This window comes from Phenylobacterium sp. Root1290 (assembly GCF_001425305.1).
Classification (GTDB): Bacteria; Pseudomonadota; Alphaproteobacteria; order Caulobacterales; family Caulobacteraceae; genus Phenylobacterium.
On sequence record NZ_LMEE01000001.1, the window covers coordinates 46,358 to 69,027 of the forward strand.

General features: G+C 63.4%; 22 protein-coding genes. 12 read left to right on the forward strand and 10 right to left on the reverse strand.

Translation table 11 applies throughout. The features are described 5' to 3' along the window. Window positions 1–13: 13 nt before the first annotated feature. Window positions 14–1,396 carry an LLM class flavin-dependent oxidoreductase gene (locus ASC79_RS00230; RefSeq protein ID WP_056027287.1) on the reverse strand — a complete coding sequence of 461 codons (1,383 nt, stop codon included), beginning with the start codon at window positions 1,394–1,396 and terminating at the stop codon, window positions 14–16. A 202-nt stretch (window positions 1,397–1,598) separates the two neighbouring features. Here ASC79_RS00230 and ASC79_RS00235 point away from each other — a divergent pair, with 202 nt between their 5' ends. Beyond that, on the forward strand, window positions 1,599–2,456 hold the full coding sequence (locus ASC79_RS00235; protein WP_056027289.1) for a TetR/AcrR family transcriptional regulator: 858 nt from the start codon (window positions 1,599–1,601) through the stop codon (window positions 2,454–2,456). A 34-nt stretch (window positions 2,457–2,490) separates the two neighbouring features. Here the strand turns inward: ASC79_RS00235 and ASC79_RS00240 are convergent, their stop codons facing one another. From ASC79_RS00240 to ASC79_RS00250, 3 genes are all read right to left on the reverse strand, one after another. Continuing rightward, window positions 2,491–3,048, reverse strand: a complete 558-nt coding sequence (locus ASC79_RS00240; RefSeq protein WP_369817350.1) for a MaoC family dehydratase — start codon at window positions 3,046–3,048, stop codon at window positions 2,491–2,493. Continuing rightward, window positions 3,020–4,138, reverse strand: a complete 1,119-nt coding sequence (locus ASC79_RS00245) for a class II histone deacetylase (RefSeq protein ID WP_056027292.1) — start codon at window positions 4,136–4,138, stop codon at window positions 3,020–3,022. Before ASC79_RS00245 ends, ASC79_RS00240 begins: the two co-directional genes overlap by 29 nt. A gap of 347 nt (window positions 4,139–4,485) precedes the next feature. After that, entirely contained in the window at window positions 4,486–5,319 is an 834-nt protein-coding gene (locus ASC79_RS00250) for a TetR/AcrR family transcriptional regulator (RefSeq protein ID WP_235528863.1), read from the reverse strand. On the opposite strand from ASC79_RS00250, the gene ASC79_RS00255 reads away from it, so the two are divergent. From ASC79_RS00255 to ASC79_RS00280, 7 genes are all read left to right on the forward strand, one after another. Further along, window positions 5,318–6,451 carry an amine dehydrogenase large subunit gene (locus ASC79_RS00255; RefSeq protein WP_235528857.1) on the forward strand — a complete coding sequence of 378 codons (1,134 nt, stop codon included), beginning with the start codon at window positions 5,318–5,320 and terminating at the stop codon, window positions 6,449–6,451. The genes ASC79_RS00250 and ASC79_RS00255 overlap by 2 nt on opposite strands. Continuing rightward, complete coding sequence (locus ASC79_RS00260; RefSeq protein ID WP_056027298.1) at window positions 6,451–6,939, forward strand: MauE/DoxX family redox-associated membrane protein; 489 nt, start codon at window positions 6,451–6,453, stop codon at window positions 6,937–6,939. The genes ASC79_RS00255 and ASC79_RS00260 overlap by 1 nt, the downstream gene beginning before the upstream one ends. Continuing rightward, window positions 6,936–7,529: a methylamine dehydrogenase gene (locus tag ASC79_RS00265; RefSeq protein WP_056027301.1), complete on the forward strand. Its 594-nt coding sequence runs from the start codon at window positions 6,936–6,938 to the stop codon at window positions 7,527–7,529. The genes ASC79_RS00260 and ASC79_RS00265 overlap by 4 nt, the downstream gene beginning before the upstream one ends. Window position 7,530: 1 nt before the next feature. Next, complete coding sequence (locus tag ASC79_RS20620; RefSeq protein WP_082532013.1) at window positions 7,531–8,058, forward strand: methylamine dehydrogenase light chain; 528 nt, start codon at window positions 7,531–7,533, stop codon at window positions 8,056–8,058. A 2-nt stretch (window positions 8,059–8,060) separates the two neighbouring features. Beyond that, window positions 8,061–8,528: a cytochrome c gene (locus ASC79_RS00270; RefSeq protein ID WP_235528858.1), complete on the forward strand. Its 468-nt coding sequence runs from the start codon at window positions 8,061–8,063 to the stop codon at window positions 8,526–8,528. A gap of 80 nt (window positions 8,529–8,608) precedes the next feature. Beyond that, window positions 8,609–8,992 carry a cytochrome c gene (locus ASC79_RS00275; protein WP_235528859.1) on the forward strand — a complete coding sequence of 128 codons (384 nt, stop codon included), beginning with the start codon at window positions 8,609–8,611 and terminating at the stop codon, window positions 8,990–8,992. A 23-nt stretch (window positions 8,993–9,015) separates the two neighbouring features. Next, complete coding sequence (locus tag ASC79_RS00280) at window positions 9,016–11,229, forward strand: TonB-dependent receptor (RefSeq protein ID WP_056027310.1); 2,214 nt, start codon at window positions 9,016–9,018, stop codon at window positions 11,227–11,229. Between the two features lie 90 nt (window positions 11,230–11,319). Here ASC79_RS00280 and ASC79_RS00285 read toward each other — a convergent pair whose 3' ends face one another. After that, window positions 11,320–12,237, reverse strand: coding sequence for a GlxA family transcriptional regulator (locus tag ASC79_RS00285; protein ID WP_235528861.1), 918 nt, complete (start codon window positions 12,235–12,237; stop codon window positions 11,320–11,322). A gap of 164 nt (window positions 12,238–12,401) precedes the next feature. Here ASC79_RS00285 and ASC79_RS00290 point away from each other — a divergent pair, with 164 nt between their 5' ends. The 3 genes from ASC79_RS00290 (at window position 12,402) to ASC79_RS00300 (ending at window position 15,137) form a co-directional block, all read left to right on the forward strand. Beyond that, a complete protein-coding gene (locus tag ASC79_RS00290) occupies window positions 12,402–12,947 on the forward strand; it encodes a cysteine hydrolase family protein (protein WP_056027315.1) in 546 nt (181 codons plus the stop codon). 179 nt (window positions 12,948–13,126) lie between these two features. Next, window positions 13,127–14,527, forward strand: coding sequence for an amidase (locus ASC79_RS00295; protein ID WP_056027318.1), 1,401 nt, complete (start codon window positions 13,127–13,129; stop codon window positions 14,525–14,527). Window positions 14,528–14,717: 190 nt separating this feature from the next. Continuing rightward, entirely contained in the window at window positions 14,718–15,137 is a 420-nt protein-coding gene (locus ASC79_RS00300; RefSeq protein WP_162244239.1) for a cupin domain-containing protein, read from the forward strand. Between the two features lie 9 nt (window positions 15,138–15,146). Here the strand turns inward: ASC79_RS00300 and ASC79_RS00305 are convergent, their stop codons facing one another. Further along, window positions 15,147–16,151 (reverse strand): helix-turn-helix domain-containing protein, encoded by a 1,005-nt coding sequence (locus ASC79_RS00305; protein WP_162244240.1) that lies wholly within the window; start codon window positions 16,149–16,151, stop codon window positions 15,147–15,149. 409 nt (window positions 16,152–16,560) lie between these two features. Further along, window positions 16,561–18,288 (reverse strand): amidohydrolase, encoded by a 1,728-nt coding sequence (locus ASC79_RS00310; RefSeq protein ID WP_082531874.1) that lies wholly within the window; start codon window positions 18,286–18,288, stop codon window positions 16,561–16,563. Window positions 18,289–18,509: 221 nt separating this feature from the next. Between ASC79_RS00310 and ASC79_RS00315 the strand changes: the two genes are divergently transcribed. Then, a complete protein-coding gene (locus ASC79_RS00315; RefSeq protein WP_056027332.1) occupies window positions 18,510–18,713 on the forward strand; it encodes a hypothetical protein in 204 nt (67 codons plus the stop codon). Window positions 18,714–18,759: 46 nt separating this feature from the next. On the opposite strand, the gene ASC79_RS00320 is transcribed toward ASC79_RS00315, so the two are convergent. From ASC79_RS00320 to ASC79_RS20950, 3 genes are all read right to left on the reverse strand, one after another. Continuing rightward, window positions 18,760–21,042, reverse strand: coding sequence for a TonB-dependent receptor (locus ASC79_RS00320; protein ID WP_056027336.1), 2,283 nt, complete (start codon window positions 21,040–21,042; stop codon window positions 18,760–18,762). Between the two features lie 16 nt (window positions 21,043–21,058). Next, a complete protein-coding gene (locus ASC79_RS00325) occupies window positions 21,059–21,562 on the reverse strand; it encodes a hypothetical protein (protein WP_156378518.1) in 504 nt (167 codons plus the stop codon). Between the two features lie 193 nt (window positions 21,563–21,755). Further along, on the reverse strand, window positions 21,756–22,259 hold the full coding sequence (locus tag ASC79_RS20950; RefSeq protein ID WP_156378519.1) for a hypothetical protein: 504 nt from the start codon (window positions 22,257–22,259) through the stop codon (window positions 21,756–21,758). Window positions 22,260–22,670: the final 411 nt, after the last annotated feature.

Here is a 22,670-nt window from a genome sequence, read left to right on the forward strand (position 1 = left end):
CGCCGGCGTTGGCCTAGGCGTCCGCTTTGACCGCGACGCCCTTGCGCAGGCGCGCCGCCGGGTGGTTGTTTTCCAGGCGCGGACCGCGCTTGAACAGCTTCTCGCGGTAGGTGCCCTTGGCGTAATCCTTCTTGAACAGGCCGCGATGCTGCAGCTCTGGCACGAGGTGATCGACGATGTCCGCGAAGGTCTCCGGCATCAGGGCGTAGGCCAAATTGAAGCCATCAAGATCACACTCGGTCGCCCAGGACTCCAGCTCGTCCGCGATCGTCTTGGCGCTACCGACAAGCACCGGGCCACCACCGCCGAGGGCGACGCTATTGGCGACGCTATCGAGATTTTGATGCTCGGAAGCCCCGCCCTTGGTGAACGCCGCGGCAGCAGTTTGAATGCTGTTGCTGCCGGCGGCGCTTGCTCCGACCAGTTCGGGCTTCGAAAAGTCGATGCCAGTCCACCCGGCCAGAAGGGCCAGGGCGCCCGACGCGCTCACGTACTGCCTGTAGTCCTCCGCCTTCGCCTGGGCCTCCTCATCGGTAGCCGCGGTGATGACGGTGATCAGGGAGAAAATCTTGATATCAGAGGCAGCACGACCGGCCTCCACCGCGAGCGCGCGTAGATTGGCGACCGTAGCGGCCAGCTTGCTCTTGTTATGGCCCACCACGAACACGCACTCGGCGTGCCGCGCGGCGAAGGCGGTCCCCTTCGAGGAGGTGCCCGCCTGATACAGCACGGGGGTGCGTTGAGGCGAGGGCTCGCACAGATGCACTGCGTTCACCCGGAAGTACTCGCCGTCGTGGCTCACGCGATGAACCTTCGCGGGGTCAGTGAAGACGCCAGCTTCCCGATCCTTGCGAACCGCGTCGTCCTCCCAGCTTCCCTCCCAGAAGTCGTACTGGATCGTTACGAACTCTTCGGCGATGTCGTAGCGGATGTCATGGGCGACCTGCTTGCCCTGACCGGCGCCCTTGGCGCCGCTGTCGAGATAGCCGGTAACGACGTTCCAGCCGATCCGGCCATTGGTCATGTGGTCCAGGGTCGACATCCGCCGCGCGAACGGCAGCGGCGCCTCATGGGAGAGGTTGACCGTAACGGCGAAGGCTAGGTTTTCGGTGGCCTGGGCCATCGGAGGGATAATCAGAAGGGGATCGTTCGTCGGCACCTGAACCGCTTCGCGCAGCGCGGTGTCCGGACTTCCGCCATAGACGTCGTACACCCCGACGACATCGGCCAGGAAAAGGCCGTCAAATTTGCCCCGCTCCAGCAGACGCGCAAGCTCAACCCAGTGATCCGTGTACTTGTAGTCCGCCGACTTATCGCGCGGGTGGCGCCACATGCCCTGCGACTGGTGTCCGACGCAGTTCATGGCGAAGGCGTTGAGTAGGATTTCGCGTGCCATGGGTTCCTCCCTATGTTGTGACAAACTTTATGCATCATGTTCAATATTCGTCAATTGACCAAAGTGTGTGCGAGGGCGCATTTTTCAGGGCGCGAGAAGGCGCGCGCCGTTCGAGCGTCCAGGTCACCTGACGAAGCGGCCAGAAACAGCTAGGACTTGTGGGCTAAGCTCGGGACCTAGCAGGCAAAGGACAGCAGAACAGATGATCGGCGCAGACCGCCTTCGCACGCGCACGGGTTCGGGCACCTACCAAACCGGTCGCGAGCGCGTCGTCCAAATCCTCGAGACCGCGCTCGAGATCATCATCGAGGATGGCTACCAGGCGCTGACGCTTCGGGAAGTGGCGCGCCGGTGCAAAATTCAGATCGGAGCGGTCAGCTACTACTACAAGAGCCGCTCCGACCTCCTCCAGGACGTGATCAACATGGTGCTGGTCCCGTACGCGGAAAACATCAGCTCCATCGTCCGCGAACCGGACCTGTCGGCGGAGCAGAAGCTCGAGCGGTTTATCCGCCTCCTTCTGGACGACATCCAGACAAAGCGGACGACCCGCCTCTTCCCCCACCTTTGGGTGCTCGCCAACCACGACCCCTTCGTCGCAAAGGCCGTGGACTGCATTTACATTCTGGAGCGGCGAACGCTTTCGCGGTTGATCGCTGAGATAAATCCATCGCTTGCAAAGCAGGAGCGAGAGGCCCTGGCGGTCTATGCTTCGGCAAGCGTGGCAGGCTCGACGATGTTCGTCGGCTTCGAGAGGCCTTGGGCCGGCGAACTTCCCCTCTATAGCGCCATCGCCTGTCATGCCCTGGTCGACCTGGTAAAGTCAGTCACACCGGAAAAGCTAAAAGCCTATGGGTGGCGGCACGAAGACCTGAATCCCAAGTGGAAGACACCAACCCTGCTCAGCGATGAGGAGTTCGCGGCGCTGCTGGCAAGAGCCGACTCCGATGACGCCCTGGCCCTGGCCGATCTAGAACGCGACGTCGCTAGGCCGGAGGAGAGCGGCAAGGCGGAAAAGCCCCGCGGGCGACGCCCCCGATCGAACACGTCAAAGATCTAGCCCACCGGAGGGACCCAGCGAGGCGGTCGGCGTATCAGCGCATCAATGGAACCGTGAACGTGGCCGCCGTTCCCTCCAGGCAAATGTCCCCCGCCTCGTTCAGGATCGCCGTCTTCAACGTGCAGACCGGCTTGTCATCGCGCACGGTGAGAACCTCCACACGCGCCGTGATCGTTTCATCTACGCCTACGGCCTTCAGGAACTTCCAATCACACGAAAGAAAAACTGTTCCGGGGCCCGGCAGAACTTCGGCCACACAGGCATTCAGCAGCCCGGAGGTCACGCCGCCCTGCACGATGAGTTTCCCGAACACAGTGCTTTCGGCCAGGGCCCTATCGTAGTGCAGCGGGTTGTGGTCGCCTGTTATCCCGCTGAAGGCCTCGATATCGCCCATTCGAGTGGTCCGTGCCCGCTCGGCGACCTGCCCCACCCCCGGCTTACCCCGTACAGTTCCAGCCCACCCATCGGATTGGTCTGATGTGTTGGTCATGAAGCCCTCGCAGACAGTGTTGGACCCGTGGGCCGGGCTGGCCGATGTGAACAGTTCTGGCCCCGGTGGCTCATCACGCGGGAAGCGGAACCCGAGCGACATTCGCCGCCGCCGCGTCGATGGCCTCGATCTGATGCGGCAACAGCTCCTGCCCGCCGAGCGCCTTGTGGTATTCAAGGTGCGGGTCCGACGTCCCGGTCTCAACGCCCGACAGTTCCTCGAGCACGGCCAAGCCGAAGTAAGGCACCGTCCAGCGCGAGTATCCCCCTTCGTGAAGAAACACGATGCGGCCTCCGCACAGCTCATCAGCAGCCGCCATAAGCTTGCGGGTGAGTTGGCGGTACCCGTCGGAGTGCATCATCATCCGGCCCATGGGATCCATGGCGCCGGCGTCAAAGCCGCTTGGGACTATGATGAAGTCTGGACGATATGCCTGCAGTGCGGGGATGACGACACGGTCGTAGGCCGCGCAGTAGGCTTCGGCGCCGCAGCCCGCCGGTAGCGGAATGTTGAGGTTGGTGCCGAGAGCGGCCCCCTCGCCAATCTGGTCCACGAACCCGTCGTCGACGGGATATAGACGATCCTGATGGACAGAGATGGTAAGCGCGCGGGGCTCGTTGTAGAGCGCCGCCTGCGTCCCGTTGCCGTGATGCACATCCCAATCGACATAAGCGATCCGCTTCACGCCGTGGAAGTCGAGGAGATGACGCCCTGCGATCGCAGCGTTTGAGAAGATGCAAAATCCCATAGAGCGGTCGGGCCTGGAATGGTGCCCGGCCGGCCTCAGAAGCGCATAGGCGTTGTCGACCTCGCCGCTCATGACGGCATCCACGGCGGCGATCGCTCCGCCGGCGGCCAGGGAGGCGATCTCGAACGCCCCGCTGGGCACTGGGGCGTTGTCCCCCGGCTCGCCCCCCGTTGGAAGGCTCGACATGATCTTGATCTGATTGATGTGACCGTTTGTGTGGACACGCCCGATCTCAAGCCCGGTGGCGAGGCGGGCCGGAATGTCCACCAGCTTTTTGAGAAGCCCGGTTGCGTCGATGAGATTGCGGAACCGCCGCACAACCTCTGGATCATAGACGTGGCGATCAGGCTGCATCGAGTCGACGCCCCCGCGCACGATGCCGCCGTAAGCCTGAAGTTCGAACCAGGCGAACTTCTCGTTCCAGACAAACCCCGTGCGCCTCACCTCACATCACTCCCTTTGTCAGGCCTCGCCGCACTTCGCTTCGAGCGCCCTGGGAGGCCCGCCCGGCATTCACCTTCAGCGCCCAGCACCTAGATGCTCACGCGGCCGCATATTGCGGCCTGGCGATCCGACGACCTCGCTTTGCGCAAATTTACAGCACACTGACCAATATTAGTCAATCGACCAAAATTATCCAAAGCTGGGAACGTGGGGAGGAGCGTGAAGGTCGCCGATGATCGGGCGCGATTGGGCCGCCCGGCGCAGGACCTGGCAGGCGCGTGCGCACGCCTCGCCTCCTCGTCGCCTTCGGCTGCTCAGCGCAAGCGGCCAATTGGCCAGCCCACGAGTTAGGAGGGATCGCCTTGCAGGACGTCAGACTCTCGGATGTTTGAGATCAGATCCATGAACGCCTTCACGGTGATGGCTTCCATTTGATCCATCTGAGCATGAAACGGCTTCTTGTATCCCGCAAATACAGTCAGGCCTTCGATTGACGCTTGGACCACGACTGACAGCTGATGGCGAAGAGTTGGAGATAGATCTGGCCTCAGCTCGGATATGAGATCGAAGAAGGTCACACGAGCGCTGTCGTACAGCGCATTGACGAGGTCGTAGACAAACTCATCATGATTTGAGAGCGACCATAGTTCGGGAAACACCATTGTCGTCTTCCTAGTTTTGATGTCATCCAGGAAGAAGTTACACAAATCCCGAAACCTCTGCGCCGGCCGGTCTTCATCGAGCGGCATCTTGTCTGTCACAACGGCCTGATAGCTTAGGCTGACCGCCTCAAACATTGACCTGACGAGGTCTTCTCTCGACGAAAAGTGATAGGTGACATTGCCTATCTTGAGCCCGCACTCCTTTGCGACCCGGCGCATGGTGATGGCGCGATAGCCTTCGTCCATGAGCAGGCGGAACGCGGCCGTGATGATCGTATCGCGCGTGTCTCGCCCATTGGCGTACCCCCCTTCCCGCGGCGGAAAAGTCAGGTCGCTGACCAGCGAATACCGGCGGCCTTCGGTCGCGGACATGGCGTCCCTCCTGTCAAAAGCGGGGCGGCGGTAGCCCAATTTAGGACAGTTGACAACATTTGGGTCCGAGGAGCACTCCGCGATCAACGTCACGAATTTGGCGATGAGGGGGACCATGCGACTAGCAACAACGGCGATCGCGCTCATGCTGTCGGCGCCGTGCGCCGCACAAACAGTGGCTTCGCAACCGCTGCCGGAAGAGGCGATCCCCAGCGTGTCGGAATTGCCGGCGGCATACCCGCCCAGTTGGATTCTCGTTCACGATCTGCACGGCGCCTCGATCGTCGACGGCCGCTTGGTGATTGCGGATACCGCGAACAAGTCACAGCCCTTGAAGGGGATGGTGCGCGCCGCTCAGATGGCCGGCACGCTCTACTCACCGTCGCGCCGGGAGATCTACACCGCGGAGACTTTCTATCCCCGCCTTACCCGAGGCGAGCGGACCGACGCGATCACCATCTGGGACGCGTCAACCCTACGCCCCAAAGGCGAAATCATTCTGCCAGGCGGCAAGAGGCAGCAATCGGTCCCCTATTCAGGCCTGTTCCAGTTCACCAATGGCGACAGGTGGGTGCTGGTCGCCAACTTCACGCCGGCCCATTCGATCTCCGTGGTCGATCTCGAAGCCCGCAAGGTCCTGAACGAGATCGATCTACCGGGATGCTCTCACATCTACCCCACTGGGGAGCGGGGCTTTTCAAGCTTCTGCGCCGACGGCTCGATGATCAGCATCACACTGGACGAAAAGGGCGCCGCCGCCTCATCCAAGACGATCGAAGGCGTTCAGGACATCGACAACCAGCCGATGTTCCAGATGCCGGCCATGGTCGGCAAGACCGCCTGGTTCGTGACCTATCACGGACAACTCAAGGCCTTTGATCTATCGGGTCCGATCGCCCAGCCTCTCAACGTGAACCTGAGCGTCGGCTCCGCCGAGGGCGGCGCTCCGGAGTGGCGCCCCGGCGGATGGCAAGTCATCGCCTCAGACGCCAAGGGCCGGCTCTATGTCTTGATGAGCCCCGCCGGCAAGGAAGGCAGCCACAAGGATGGCGGTTCAGAAGTCTGGGTGATCGACCCCGCCAGCGGCGAGCGCCTGTCGCGGATTTCGTTGCCGAACGGCGCGACCTCCATCCTCCTGACGCGTGAGTCCACGCCCCACCTGATCGCCGCCCGGTTGGATGGACTGATCGACGTGCTCGACGCGGGGACCGGCAAGCTGGTCCACAACTTGGGCGACAGGGTTGCTCCCACCCCGATCCTGCTCGCACCGGGGTCGTAATGCTCGCCATCACCTTCTTCCTGTCGGCGATCCTGGCGTCTTCGGCCGCGCACAAGGCGATCGACCGCGGCCGGCTCGGTCCGGTGGCGGCAAAGCTCGTCGGCGTGCAGCCGAGCTGGGGAGAGCTGCTGCTGGCGGTCGCAGGCGCAGTTGAGGCCCTTGCGGCCATAGCCTTGACGATGCCGCAGGTGCGCACCGGCGGCGCCCTCGCCGCCGCCGGCGTCTGGAGCGCCTACAGCCTTGCGCTGGCCTCGCGCAGAGGCGCGGTGATCGACTGCGGCTGCTACTTCGCCGAAAGGCCAAAGCCCGTCGATAAGATCGCAATTCTGCGCCCGGCGGTGTTGGCGGCCCTAGCCCTCGCCGTCGCCGCCTCGCCTGCGGGCGACTGGTCGATCGACACCCTCTTCGCCGCAATCGGCTTCGGCGCCCTGTGGTTCGCCGCCGGCGAGCTCGCCTCCATCAAAGTCTTCGCAAGGACCGGACAATGATCCTGACCTCACAGGTATTGCTGTGGGCCGCCGTCGCTATTCAAGCGGTTCTGATCGCCGCCTTGGCACGACAGGTCGGCATCCTCCACGAACGCATCGCCCCTGCAGGGGCGCTGACGCTCCACCAGAATGTCCGGGTCGGGGACATGCCGGCCCCGATGGAACTCGAAGCGGTCGATGGGGAAGCGATTGTGATCGGCGGCAAGCGCTCGGGCCGCAGCCAGCTGATTTTCTTCGCCGCGCCGGACTGCCCGGTTTGCAAGAGCCTGCTTCCAGTGCTGCGCTCGTCGGCCGACGCCGAAAGAGATTGGCTCGACGTGGTGCTTGCGGGGGATGGCGACGCCGCCGCGTACCGCAAACTGACCGTGGATCATGGCCTCGAGCGCTTCCCCCTTCTCTTGTCGGAAGCCCTCGGACGGGCCTTCGGCGTTTCGAAGCTGCCCTATGCGGTGCTCATCGACGAGAGCGGAAAGGTCGCCTCGCTAGGGCTGATCAACAGCCGCGAGCACCTCGAAAGCCTCTTTGAGGCGAAGGAGCGCGGCGTCGCCTCGCTCCAGGAATACCTGGCCAAACGAAATGGGGCGGCTTGACATGTCTGGTCTCGACAAATTCACCGAAGGTTTCTCAAGGCGCTTGGCGCGGACGACATCGCGGCGCAGCTCGCTCGCATGGCTAGGCGCAGCCTTGACCGGCGCAGTGGCGGTTCCCGCCCTGCCCGTTTCACGGGCTGCGGCAGCTGAACCAAAGCGCGCGCCGCGGGTAGCTGAAGATCCGGGCGATCCCACCAACTGCGACTACTGGCGTTACTGCGCCATCGACGGCTTCTTGTGCTCGTGCTGCGGCGGGTCAGTCAGCAGCTGCCCTCCAGGCACCGAAATGTCGCCCATCACGTGGATCGGCACCTGCACCAACCCGGCGGACGGGCGCGCCTACGTAATCAGCTACAATGATTGCTGCGGCACCTCGTCCTGCGGTCATTGCTCGTGCCACCGCAGCGAAGGCGACCGGCCTCAGGTCCGCCCCCAGTCGAACAACGACTATAATTGGTGCCTCGGCACCGAGAGCAGCATCTACCACTGCTCAGCGGCCTTGATCATTGGCGTGGCGGTGGAGCCATGAGGATGCAGGCCACGTCCATCGCCGTCGGCGCGGCCTTGCTCGTCGCGTGCGCTTCTCCGGCCGCAGCGCAGTCGGCAAATGGAGCGACAATCTACAATCGGTGCGCGGCCTGTCACACGGCTACGGGCGCGGGTGTTCCGGGCGCATATCCCCCGCTTGGAGTCGATTTTCGGCAGATGGCCGCCAAGCCCGATGGGCGCCGCTACCTCGTCGCAGTGGTCACCCGCGGCCTAGCTGGACCACTGACGGTCGATGGCAAGTCGTATCGCGGCGTCATGCCCGCGCAGGCGGGCCTCAACGACGCCTCGATTGCGGCGGTCCTGAACCACGTCGGCAGCAAGATCGCGACGACCGGCCCGGCGTTCCGCCTGTTCACCGAAGCTGAGGTCGCCAAGCATCGAGCCTCCGCCGCCGATCTCAACGGCGCGGCCGTCGCCAAGCTTCACGCCTACCTACGCGGCGCAAAATGAACGCTCGGGGGCGCGTTGGGCTCGTCGCAGGCACGCTCTTAGCGATGCTGTCCAGTTCCGCTGCCGGGCAAGAGCGTGTCGTGACCAATCCAGCCCGAGCGCGCGTCGACTACATGCTTAAGTGTCAGGGCTGTCACCAGCCGGACGGCGCGGGGAACCCCGCGAACACGCCGCCGCTCAGGAACCACGTCGCCCGCTTTCTCTCCGTTACAGGCGGCCGCGAGTTTCTCGTCCAGGTGCCCGGCGTCGCCTCGACTGACCTGAGCGATGACCGTCTCGCCGAAGTTCTGAATTGGTCGCTGTTACAGTTCGATGCGGCAAACGTACCGCAGTCGTTCAAGCCCTACAGCTCAACCGAAGTCGGCGCCTTGAGAAAGCGCCCTCTTCGTCTTGAGCGAATGTCTGTTCGGGAGACCCTGATCGCCGCGATCGAGGAAATGTCTGCCAAACAACACCGGAAATGATCGCTACAATATATGGGGGGACCATGCACACCAGATTGAATACTCGTAGAATATTGCTTTCCAATGCGGCGCTTGCGGTCATGCTCTACGCAACGTCTGCGGGAGCGCAGACGTCGCCCGACACGAGCGGCGCCTATGTAGAGGAAGTGGTCGTCACGGCGGCCAAGCGTTCCGAAAACCTGCAATCCGTTCCGATCTCAGTCTCCGCGATCACTGGCGATTCCTTGGCCCAATCCCGAGTCGACAGCGTCGACGCGCTGGTCACTAGGGTTCCCAACCTCCAACTGAGCTCAACTGTCGGCCCCAACACCCCGATTTTCGCGGTGCGAGGCGTCTCGATGTCGGACTTCTCCTTGAGCCAGGCGAGCCCGGTCGCGACCTATTACGACGAAGTCTACAAGGGCAACTTCGCGCTTCTCGGCGTCGCGATGTACGACCTCGAGCGGGTCGAAGTCCTGCGTGGGCCACAAGGCACGCTGTATGGCAAGAACACGACAGGCGGCGCGGTCAATCTGATCAGCCGCGACGCCAAGCTGGGCGAAACTAGCGGATATGTCGACGCCGGATATGGCAACTACAATCGGGTCGATGTGAACGGCGCCGTCAACCTGCCATTGGGTGAGGATGCCGCCCTGCGCGTTGCTGGCGCTTACAGCCGCGCCGACGGCTGGTTCGAGAGCGTGACGCCCGGCATCCGAGACCTCAATGAAGTTCGTGAGTATGGCGTGCGCGCGACCCTCAACTATGAGCCGACGGATGGTGTGCGCCTGAAGCTTGTCGGATCAACGAGCTTCCAGAATCCGCAGAACTACGGGATCTACGCGACGCCGGAAGCCACCAATCGGCCCGGCTTGGACACCTGGGAAATCGCCTCCAACATTCCCGATCGCCGGCGAGCGCGGACGTGGTCTCTCGCGCTACATGCCGACGTCGATCTCTCCGATACCCTAACGCTCACCAGCATCACGTCCTGGGATAAGGGCACCCTACGCTTCGTGGAGGACACCGACGGCAAGGCCACAAGTGAGTTGGAGATCACGTATGGCGACCGGGCGAGCCAATTCGCTCAAGACGTTCGTCTGACGAGCCACACCGGGGGCCCGTTCGACTTCATTCTCGGCGCCTACTTCAACCGGGAAAAGGTGTTCAATACCAACCTACTGAAGATGATGAACGATCTCGACGTCAACAGCGACGGGGGCGTTGACGCCAGCGACTGCATCGACAGCGGGTTCATCGCGGCTTGCCAGCTCTCGAACCAATTTTACCAGACCAAGAAGAGCTACGCGCTCTACACGGACGTAAAGTACGAGCTCGGCGAAGACCTGACCCTTCGCGGCGGGCTCCGCTACACCCGAGACGATGGCGAACAGGACGACTACCGATCTGCCGCCTATAGCGCCGATGGCGTTCTGATCACGGATCTCATCGCGCCAACCGGTCTCGAATATTCAGCCAAAAATCTCTCCGGAAAGATCGGCGTCGACTACAAGCTGACATCCAACAACATGATCTATGCGACGATCAGCACCGGCTATCGCGCACCGAGCTTCAACGCGCAGGCCTTCATCGATCCCTCCGAGATAACAGTAGCCAAGGCTGAAAAGGTCACCTCCTACGAGGTGGGCGCCAAGACGCAGTTCGCGGACCGGCGGGTGACGCTGAACATGGCGGCTTTCTACTACGACTATCGCAACCAGCAGTTTCTCAACATCGATGCAGCGACCGCACGCCAGCAGCTGCTCAACATCCCGAAGTCCCGTATCTTTGGCGGTGAAGCTGAGCTCTCGGCGTACGTGAACCAGATCCTCAGTGTGCGGGCCGGCCTCGGCCTACTCTCGACTGAGATCCGGACTGGCACCGTCAGCGGCGTCGATGTGAGCGGAAACGAGTTGTCCAACGCGCCAGGCGTCACGGCCAACCTCGGCCTCGACATCACCATCTTCGACAGCGATGACGGCAAGCTCTCCCTACACCCCGACGTCGCGTATCAATCGGGCCAGTACTTCGAGGTGATCAACATTTCGAGGTTGAGGCAGGACAGCTACGCGGTGCTCTCGGGACACATCCGATACGAGACAGCCGATGGCCGCTGGAACGCATCGGCCTGGGTCAAGAACGCCGCGAACGAGAAGTACTTCACGGCCCGCATCGACCTGCTGCACAATTGGGGGTTCGACTACAACCAGCTGGGGGCGCCCCGCACGTACGGCATCTCTGTCGGAGCCAAATTCTAGCGCATCGTACCTTGCGTTCCTCCTCCATTCGGACAAGCGCTTGCGGGCGTCCGAATGGAGGACATCGCCCTGGGTGACATCTTCGGTAGGTCAGAACGGCTCCACGGCTTTGGAGTCGATGCGAAACCGGCGGCGGTACTCCCCTGGGGTCAGCCCAACGAGCTTCGTGAACACCTTACGAAACGCGCCTGGATCAGAGTATCCGACTTCCCATGCAATGGCGTCCGCGGGAAGGCTGGCGAATTGAAGCAACTCGCGTGCTTTGCCAACCCTCAACCGCTGCACATATTCCGTCGTGGTGTAGCCGGTCGCCCGTTGAAATCGGCGCAAGAAGGTACGCCGCTCAAGGCCGGCTTCAGCGGCCAGCGTCTTCAAATCCACCGCGCGAGCGGCCGTTGCCTGCAGCCAATGCTGGGTCTTAAGGACTTGGGCGTCCCCATGAGAGAGAATTGGCGAGAAGGAACTGTAATAGCTCTGCTCGCGGCCAGGCGGGTCCACCACAAGGATCCTGGCGGTCTCAAGCATGACGGTTGGGCCGAGAAACCGATCGACCAGCTTCAACGCCACGTCGATCCAGGCCATGACGCCGCCCGCCGTGATGATGTCTCCGTCATCGATAATCAGACGGTCCGTATCGAGGTTTGCGGCCGGAAAGCGGCTCCGGAATTGCGGCTCGAAGCTCCAGTGGGTCGTGACCGTCCGCCCGTCCAAAAGCCCGGTTTCTCCGAGCACGAAAGCGCCGGCGCAGACCGAGCCCAACGTGACGCCGCTGGCGTGCTGCTGTCTCAACCAGGTCGCATATTCAGCTGCCCCCTCAGGCTCCATCGGCTCGCCAAGCGCAGGCGGCAGCAGGAGCACAGTGGCGTTACCCGATGCACCGACCGCTGTGTCGAATACGCGCTGCAGCGCTTGCCCCTCCCCTTCCCGACTCCAGTGGCTTACCCGCAGAGTGCGCCCCTGACTTCCTTTTTGAGCCAGACCGGCAGCGACCTTGAACAGATCGGTCATGCCAAGCAAAGCCGCCATCTGGACGCCTGGATACGTCACCAAGCCGATCTCAGGAGGTTGGCCGACCATGTCGCTACTGCCTCGGAAAATGTCGCAAACGCCACTCATCTAAGAGCACTTGGCGCGCTAACCAAGGCGACTTCATCAGCCTTGAGGTCAATCCGATGAGCAAACGCGTCGTGGTCGTTGTCGACCTTCAGAACGAGTACCTTTCCTCCGGCAAGCTGCCGCTAACCGGCATCGACCAAGCGGTGCAGTCTGCAGCCAAAGTGATCGCTGCGGCTCGCGCGAGCGGCGACCAGGTCGTGCACATCCGACATGAGATGCCTGTCGCAAACGCTCCGGTCTTCACCCCCGGTTCGGACGGCGTACAGATCATCGCCGGTGTCGCGCCCGCGCCCGGCGAACAGGTCATCGTCAAGAATTACCCCAACGCCTTCCGCGAAACGGACTTGGAGGCGGTGCTAAAGGCTCAAGACGCTCAGGAAGTCGTCATTGTGGGCGCGATGAGCCACATGTGCGTGGCCGCCACAAGCCGGGCCGCCTCGGACCTCGGGTACAAGACGACCGTGGTGCATGACGCGTGCGCCACAATGGATCTCGAGTTCAATGGTCAGGTGGTTCCGGCGGCGCAGGTGCACGCAGCCAACATGGCGGCGATCGCTTTTGCGCACGGCGCAGTCGTGAGCGCCGCAGAGGTCGTGGGCTAGAAACGGAGAAGCCGCCTGCACGTCAAGGCGGCTTCCTCGTCGCAACCTTTCGGCGGCATGGGTCTGTGGGTCAAAAGCCCCACGCCATCGGGCAAGTTTTGGTCGGTTGGCAGGTGTAGCCTCCGAACATGACGGGCGACCGCCCAGGGTCGCCCATTCTTCGTTGAGGCAAAGGGTCAATGCTAGAAGCCGGTTTCCACAACCTCGAACTGATGCAGATCAGGGAGCTGATCCAATCAGGTCGGGCCTCTTCGATCGAGGTTACGAGGGCTCTCCTCCAACGCATCTCCGACATCGACCCCGAACTTCATGCGTTCGTGACCCTTCTTACGGATCGAGCAATTGCTGAGGCGGCTGCGGCTGACGCAGAGATTGCCGCCGGCAGAATCCGCGGCCCGCTCCATGGCGTACCTCTCGCGGTGAAGGATCTCTTGTGGACAGTGGACGCGCCGACCACCCACGGCATGCCCATCAATCGAGCCTTCATGGCGCCTGCCGATTCAACTGTCGTCTGTCGCCTGCGCGAGGCCGGCGCGGTCATTCTCGGCAAGCTGCAACAAACTGAGGGCGCATTCGGCGATCACCACCCGGAAATCCGTGCTCCCGTGAACCCTTGGAACCCCACAATTTGGTCGGGTGTGTCGTCAAGCGGATCGGGCGTCGCAACGGCCGCGGGCATGTGCTTCGGGGCGATTGGCACTGACACCGGCGGCTCTATTCGCTTCCCGTCCGCCGCCAACGGACTGACGGGCCTAAAGCCCACCTGGGGACGGGTGAGCCGGTTCGGAGCGTTCGAACTAGCAGCTTCTCTCGACCACATCGGCCCGATGGCGCGTTCTGCGGCAGACACGGCTGTTATGCTGGCGGCGATCGCCGGTCCAGATCCCAAGGACCCCACCGCCGCTCACAATCCTGTACCGGACTACGCCAACGAGATGGAGAAGGGTATCCGAGGACTTCGGATCGGCATCGATCGAGACTGGGCGATCAACGGCGTGGACGCCCCCAACCAGGCCGTGATCCGTAGCGTGATCGAGGTTTGCGAGGCGGCGGGCGCCATCATTCAGGAGGTCGCCTTTCCTGACACCGCTCAGATGGTCGCCGACTGGACGCCGCTTTGCAGCGTAGAAGCGGCTGTAGCTCATCAAGAGACATTTCCTTCACAGCGCCAGGACTATGGCCGTGCGCTCGCCGGTCTACTTGATTTGGGACGAGCGCAGTCGGCGATGGACTACCAGCAGCTCCGCCTGCGGAGGGCGGAGTTCACCGGTCGCGTGCGCGCGGTGTTTCAAGACATCGACTTACTGCTGATCCCGGCGACTGGAGTGATCACCCCGACTGCTGAGAAGATGGATACTGTCGGTTCCGACGCTGCGCTGGCGTTGGCGATGTTCAGCTTCACCATGCCGTTCGACATCACGGGCAGCCCAACGATCACCCTGCCAGGCGGTATGAACGAAAACGGGACCCCAATTGGATTTCAGTTTGTGGCGGACCACTTTCGCGAGGACCTGCTCTTCCGCGCCGGATGGAGCTATCAGTCCGCCACCGATTGGCATCGCCAGCGACCGCCCGTCTGAGCCCACGGTCTACCTCCTCTGCGGCCCGCGCTGGACTGCGACTCGTAGGCAACCGCGTGACCCGCGCAGGCAAGCCGGGCCAAAGCCAACAGGTTAGCCTGAGGTCAGATAGGAGGCTTCGATGCAAGATAGTCAGGACGCCGGCGGGAGCGCGCCGCCGGTCTCAAACGCAGCGCTGATCGCGAGAGCCATGGGCAACGTCGCGAAGTTCAAAGAGATACGGCCCAATTGGCCAACCGCCGCGGGGGTAAGTCCGGAATTTCAGATCCCGGCTTACAAGTACTTCGACTGCGGAACCTCCAACATGGCCGTCGGAACTCCACCCGCGGTCCAAAGCGACGAACTTCGCCTAGTGACCGGCGTCTGCGCGCCGGGGCAAGGCGCGCCCCTGCACCTTCACACAGGCGAGGAGATGATGTTCGCAGCCAGCGGATCCTGGGTGATCTACTTCGACGAGGCGGGAGATAATGCGGTGTTCCTCGATCCCTGGGACGCGATTGTTATTCCCGGAGGCATACCGCGCGGTTGGCGCAACGTCGGAACCGAGGTGGGTTGCCTCCTCAACATCAGCTGCAACACGGACGAGATGACGTTCGTGAAGACGAAGTAGCGCCATCCTTCAGAAGATCGCAGCGTGGGGTTCCGGGCGCCCGCGGCGCGCCTGGCACTCTCTGCGCTGCTGTCTTGGCGGACAGCCGAACCGTGCGCGAAATGCGCGGCTGAAGTGGGCCGTGTCATTGAACCCCCAACCGAAAGCGACATCAGTAATGTTGCGATGCGCCTGGTGGGGATCGCACAGGTCCCTCTGCGCTCCGTCTAGCCTCATGGCCCAGATCCACGAAATCGCCGAGCATGGCTGATCGCTGAACGCACGGTGGATGGTGCTCGCCGAAATGTTGAGCCTGTTCGCGATCTGATGAACCGAGAGGTTCGGCTCGCGCAGATGCGCGAGCACATAGGCCCTAATTCGTTCAAGGCGCTCGCCAGCGTTCGCCGTCGTCCTCCGGGGTTCGCCCAGATGCGTGAAGGTTGAAAGCACTAGGTTCTCTACACCCGCCACAAGCGCGGTCGCCGCTGGGCCGCCTGCGTTCATGCCGCGCGCAACCTCCGAAAGGGTCCGGAGGGTGGCCGCAAGCAATAGCGAAGGGCCCGCGACACCGTTGGAACAAGCCGGTAGGGCCTCAGCCATCGTCAGAGCCAAGCGACGGATCGCGACTTCCGGAAGTGTAAGGATCAGACAGCTCGTCCCTGTCTGCAGAGCCAGTTCGAAGGGCCTGCCCGCTTCAAAAAGCACCAGGTCGCCAGACTTCAAGGCGACGCCCCGGCCACGCGCTATGAGATCGCCCGCCCCGCAGAGGATCATGCCGACACCGACTAGATTGCGGCCGGCCACATGCCGCATGCTGCGCTCGGTGAGCATGTGACGTTCACGAGCATCGATCTCGCACAGCGTGAGCTCGCCGATCTGGACGCACGGCTGGATTTGGGCGCTGTTCGCGACCTGCGCTTCGAAGGGAGCTAGGAGACCTCCCTGGGCGACGGTCGGTTCGTCACGATCGGAGACAAGCGATGTCAGAATCGGAGCCTCCAGCCCAAACGCGATACCTTCGTCGGTTGCCTGCATGGACGCACTCATTGTGGCGCCGCCGACCGCGCCCCGGCGACACTGTTGCTGAGAACACCGCGACGGACACCGCGCGGAAGCGTCGCGCACTAAAGGGGTTCCCACAGTGGGAAGGTCAAGCGCCGGCGGTTCATTGACCGGTTAGAGCTGGCAGCGCGCCGCCTTAGCATGCGTCGTGCGGCGGCCGCGTTATCGGACTGCAGGCCGCAGTAGAGGGCTGCGACGCCATCGCGATCTGGGGTCCAAAGTTGAGCGTGCGCCCGCCCACGCTCACTCCTCGACCGCCACCTCCAGGCCCGCGGCGATAGTGTACGTGCCGCTGCGAGCCCGCCATGCCAGCCCCCAAAACAACGACATCGCAGCCTTGAGACCGGATAGCAGCCTCCTGTCGCGGCGGTTTGCCTTGGATTCAGCGGCTTCCATCGGCAGCGAAGATGGTTTTGCCTCTGAGGATCGTCCGCAGCACACGGGTCTTGTGGATGTCGCCCACGCTGACCTTCAGGAGGTCCTGGTTCAGAATGATCAGATCGGCGTCCTTGCCGACCTCGATCGAGCCGGTGCGATCCTCGAGGCCCAGGCCATAGGCGCCGTTGATCGTCAGGACCTCCAGACCAGTGATCACGTCGATGGCCTCTGTGCGCGCCAGATACCCACGCTCGGGCGCGGATGGGTTCTGACGCGTGACCATAGCCTGCAGGGCGAGCCAGGGATTCGGTTCTGGGATGTTGTCCCAGTCGCTGCCGTACCCCACGGTGTCGCCGGCGGCGATCAACGACCGGATGGGTCCCACCGCTCGCGTCCGCTCACGGCCGAGCAGGACCACAGTCGCGTCCATCAGCTCGTTCGGGAAGAGCACCACCGGCGGAGAATTCTCGAAAGCGACGTTGAGCCGGCGGGCGCGGCCCATGTCCTCGGGCGCCACACTGAAGGTATGCGCGATAACGTGCCGCTTCCCACTGTTCCCGTTGGCGCGGCGGGCTGACTCGATAGCGTCGAGCGAACTGCGAACCGCGGCATCGCCCATGGCATGGATCATGATCGAGAGACCCAGCCGATCCATCTGCAGCACTGCCGTGTTGAGGCTGGACGAATCGATCGCCGGGCGACCGTAGGTCGGCGCGGAACTGTAGGGCTCGAGGTAGGGCGAGCCGGCGCCGATCGCGATTCCGTCGGCGTAGATCTTCCCGCCATCGGGATTGATCAGATCGGAAACCGGCCCCCGTTCGGCGCGGGTGTCGAACCGCTCCAGCATCTTCTCAGGCGCGACGCTCGCGAGCGGCGTATTGAAGTCCCAGTTCGTCTTCACGCGGACCGTCAGCCGGCCTTCCGCCTCGAGCTTGCGATACGCCGCCAGGTCGGCGGCTTCAGCTTGGCCGGTCTGGACGCTCGTGACGCCATAGCTATTCAACTTCTGGAAGATCCAGGCGGCGCCGCGCTCGATGTCTTGCGCCGACGGCTTGGGCTTGGCGTTGAAGACCAGCGCGATGGCCGATTCCATCAGGACACCGGTTGGCTCGCCGGTCCTCGGGTCGCGCAGAATCTGCCCGCCCGCAGGGTCGCGAGTAGTCTTGTCGATCCCGGCGGCGGCCAGCGCCGCAGAGTTCACCCAGATGATGTGGTTCGTGTTGTCGTGCAGGTAGACGGGGTTGTTCGGCGCAATCCGATCCAACGCCGCCTTGTCAAGCGACTGCGCCAACTTGGCGTCCCACTGCGCCCCCTCAACCCATTCGCCGGGCTGCTTCGCCTCCACGCACGTGGCGACAGCTTCGAGCACACCGCCGCGGTCGAGCCGGTCCGAGAACTTGCAGTAGCTCAGCTGGGCCAGGCCACCTCGGACCGGATGGATGTGCATGTCGGTGATGCTGGGCATCGCCATGCCACCCTTCAGGTCATGGACGACCGTCGCCGGCCCGATCCGCCGGCGAACCGTCTCACTCGACCCCACGGCCACAAATTTCCCATCCGCGATGGCCACCGCTTCGGCGACGCCAGAGAAAGCGTTTGCCGTGAAGATTCGGCCATTGACGAACACGGTCTCGGCGAACGGCTCCGTAGGCCGGGGTTGCGCGACCGCGGCGCCCGCGCAGAGCAGACTGGCCGCGAGCGGCATTATGGCGAGGAGTCGTTTCAGGCGCATGCCGGGTCTCTCGCTGTTCGGGCGGTTGCTGTCTGGGCATCGCAGGGGCGAACTGGTCAAAGGCGGCCCCTACGCACGGGTGCTGGCCAAGCATGTGCAGGAGCAGACCGTGCTCCTGCACAGCTTCGTCGAGGTACTGCCGGATATCCTCGCCCGACGCGATCTGGGGACCGGTCCAAGCCTTGAACCCGAACCCAAGGGCGAAGAGGCCGCTGATTGTTGTGCGCAAGCCAAGCGCCACCGAAGCTGGCCTCGGCGTCAACGATGAGGAAGTCCTGGCGCGGTTCGAGCTGCCGCAGGTGGAAGCCGGGGGCAATCCCAGTCAATCCCGCGCCGATGATCAGGACATCAACGGGCTCTGCTGCGGACTCTCGATGGCCCGACACCGGGTGCTGTGGATGCAAGGCTTCAACCGACATGAGTAGAGGGAGCAAAGCCGCGGCGCCGGACCAGCCGGCGCCGCGTCCGGGTTCAGTACCGATAGGTCGCCGTAACGCCGAAGGTCCGGGGCTCACCCAAGTTCTGGTAGGTGAAGCCGACGCCGGAGACGTCGATCCGCGACGTGTAGTAGAACTTGTCGCCGATGTTCTTCACCCAGGCGGCCAGCTCGATCGGCGAGTTGGCGGGAGTGTAGGAGACCCGTCCGCCAAAGAGCGCATAGGACGACTGCGCCTGGGCGTCGTTGTTGAAGACGTCGAAGTACTGCTTCGAGGTGGCGACTGCGTCGGCATGGATCGTCACGCGTCCCCACTCAGCGTCGATCACACGCCAATCCGCGGCCAGGCTGACATTGACCTTCGGGGCGTTGGCCAGCTGGTTGCCGCGGACGTCGATGCCGCTCGCCGTCCCCTCGAGGATGCGCGACGAGAGCAGACCGACCCCGCCATAGATCGTCAGCCCCGAGGTCGGAACCGCGGTGAACTCCAGCTCGGCGCCGTACACACGGGACTTCGGCAGGTTCAACAGCTGCTGCAGGGCGCTGGCGCTATCGACGTTGATGAACTGCTGGTTCTTGTAGCTGTAGTAGAATGCCGTCGCGGAGACCTGCAGGCGGCGGTCGAAGAATTGGGTCTTCACGCCCCCTTCCACGGCCTCCAGGATCTCAGGCTTGGCCACGGTCAGTTCCGAGGGATCGTAGAAGGCCTGCGCCGCGAAGCTGCTACCGCGATAGCCGCGGGAAAGGTTAGCGAAGACCATAGTCCCCGCGACAGGCCGCCACTCCAACCCGAGCTTCCCGGAGAGGTCCTTGTCGTGGAAGCTTTGGCTCGTCGTGGCATTAACGTCCGGTGAGCCCGGGATCAGGTTCAGGAAGAACACGTCGTCGGCGCCGGCGGCCACCGACCTGAAGTTGGTTTGGTCGCCCTTGTCATCGGTCCCGCGCAGGCCGAAGCGCAGGCTCAGGTCAGAGGTGAGCTTGTAGGTGGCGTCGCCATAGAGGGCCAGGCTGGTCTTCTTCTGGTCGAAGCTGTTTTGGACCTGACAGGCGAGTGGGATGGTCGCGAGGCAGTCGGCCCCGTTGCGCAGACCGTCGCCGTTTGTGTCGAGGTCCATGTAGAAGGTCTGCAGAGTCGAGTTGTAGACATTCTCTCGGCTCGCATACGTGCCCACCAGCACCTTGAACCGGTCGGACGCCTCGTAGGTGACGCGCAGGTCCTGAGCGAGTTGCTTGACGCGATCATAGTAGGTGATCGTGAGAGTCTCGTAGGGGCTCCCGTCGGTGTCTTGCGGGACCAATAGCACGCCCTTGTTCGCCGACGTCACCGACGTGATCGTGAGGCCTTCGGCAGGACGCCAGTTCATGTTCAGTGACGCGCCCTGCGCCCGGTTTTTGCGACGGGGCGTATAGTCGGACTCCACGGTGTAGTGATCGAGGCCGGTTCGGAAGTAGTCCGTCTTGGTGTTCGAGGCCGGAAACGTCTGGCGGAAGAACTCGTAGGCGCCGGCGCCGACGCCCAGCGGCCCGACGTCCGCCACCACCGCCGGGTTTCGCGGGTCGGCGTAGCTCGCGGAGAGGCGTAGTGTCGCGTCGAAGGCGTCACTCGGCTGGTACAGAACCGAGAGCCGACCGCCGACGCCGCGCGTCCCGTTGAGGTCCGGCCCGATGAGATTATTGATCCAGCCGTCAGCGTGGGTGCCCGAGAACGCCAACCGCACCGCTACTTGGTCGCCGAAGTGGGTGTTGATGGCGCCGCTGGCTTCTTTCCGATCGTAATTCCCGTACCCGAGCGTGAGGAAGCCGATGTTCTCGAAGACCGGCTTCTTGGCGATCAGGTTGACGGCGCCTCCGGTGGAGTTGCGGCCATAGAGGGTGCCTTGCGGCCCGCGCAGGACCTCGACGCGTTCGAGGTCGAACATCGAGACGCCGAACGCGGCGAAATTGCCGATGTAAGCTTCGTCGTAGTAGGTCGCGATCGGACCCGATTGGTTCAGGCTGTAATCCGACATCGATACGCCGCGGAGCGAGAAGATCGGCGTATCCTCGCCAACCGTGGTGATCGCGCGCAGGTTCGGCACCGCGGTGGTCAGGTCGGAGAGGTCGGAGACATGCTGTGCAGCCAGCCGCTGTTCCCCCAGCGCGGTGACCGAAACGGGCACATCGCTCAGCCGCTCGGAACGCTTCTGCGCGGTCACGACAATCTCGGTGACCTCAGCGATTTCAGGCTCGTCCGGCGCACCGCCCGTTTGCGCCTGCGCCAGGGCCGGCGCAAACCCGATGATCGCCGTCGCAGCCAGAAGTCCAGATTTGAATCCCACGTCTATCCCCTCGTTGTTATGGGTGGGCGCCCAGGTGGGCGATGAGTTCTCGGCGCACGCGCGCCGCATCGGCGCGAAGCGGCGCTCGGCGACCGGCCGCGATCTCGGCGGCCGTGTAGGGCTTGAAACTGACGGGAAGCTGCGCGCCGTCGTAGCGCCGCAGCAAACGTCGGCGAGGTCCTGATCGCCCTGGGGCGCCGAGGCGACGCCGGGCACGCACGTCAGGTACGCCCATGCCCTGCACCATGGCCGCGAACTGCGCGGCCCGGATATGCCCCTTCAGATTGGGTTCACCGGCGCCGACATCGACCACCGCGACGCGGCCATCGATGACCGATGTCCCGTTCAGGTCGTGAACGAACACCCAGCTCTGCGGGTAGACTTTCGGGAGAGTCGGTTGCGCGGGAATGGTCTCCGGCTCCACGGCCGGCGATGCGATTTGCGCCGACGCCGGCGCCGCCAGGCTCAGGAGTATCGCGCCCGTCAGCGCGGGCCTGCGCACGTTCCACCTATCAAGCACCGGCCGCTCCTACGCGTGTTCGCCGAACTCTATGATGTGCGACCAATTTTAGTCAATCGTACAATCTTGAACCACTGATGAATGTCTGACCTTCCTGGCCATGATCACGGCCCACGGCGCGGCCTTTCATGCGCAGCACCCGTGAGGGCTGCGCACAGGTGGACGGTTTAGGAGCGAGGGGCCGCGCGCGACGCTATCCGAGCCTCGAGGGCGCAGGCGTCAGGCCGGCCTGGGAATGTGTCGGAGGTTCTGCACTTGCAGCGTCAATAGCCGCCGCCTCGTGGGCCTGGCCGCCCAGCGCCTTGTGATAGGCAAGGTGCGGATCAACCGCGCCGGTACCAATGCCCAAGAGCTCTTCAAGCACGGTGGTTCCGAAGAGCGGCAAGGTCCAGGGAAAGTCGCCGCCTTCCTGAATGAAGACGATGCGGCCCCGGCAGAGGTCGTCTGCGGCGTTCGTCGGCTTGCGGCTCAGCGAACGATACCCTTCGGAGGGCATGCGCATCCGGCCTTCGCGACCTGCCCGCCGGCGCTCGACGTCTTCGCGGTCGGGATGAACCCGCCCGAGGTTCAGAACGACCCCGTGGTGATCGAATTCACGCGCAAGGCTGCGGGTGAGGCTAGGTACGTCATCGGAGTCTGCAAAGGCGGCGCTACTGGGAGCGGCCGGTCTGATCAAGCGGCGAACCGTCGCAAGCAACTTCGCCGCCCCGCACCGGCGAGGACTTCAAGCGCATCGAGCGGGCCAACGCTGCAGTCCGCGAGACGACCAGAGCGGAGTCTGACTTCGTGCTGGTCGGCCATCTGGTCGGCCGTGGCCTCGGACTTCCCGAGGACTAAGGCATCCTCACGCGCCCGGCGCGCGTGGTTGGGTGGATTACCCACGCCATGGAGCGGTCCCACGGCGGAGAACTCATTCGGCCGCATGCGGCCTAAGCGCGCCTAAGTCCCCACTGAGCATCACGAACGCTCCGCGCGGTTCAGCCTAACTCGCTCCGGACTGCGCGAGTGCTCCGCCAGGGCAAAGTCCGCTACCCGGCGGCCCGACAGCTTTCTTGATCGGTCCGGCCGCGATGGGCTCGGTGCGGTTCGAACAAACGCGAAAAATTGC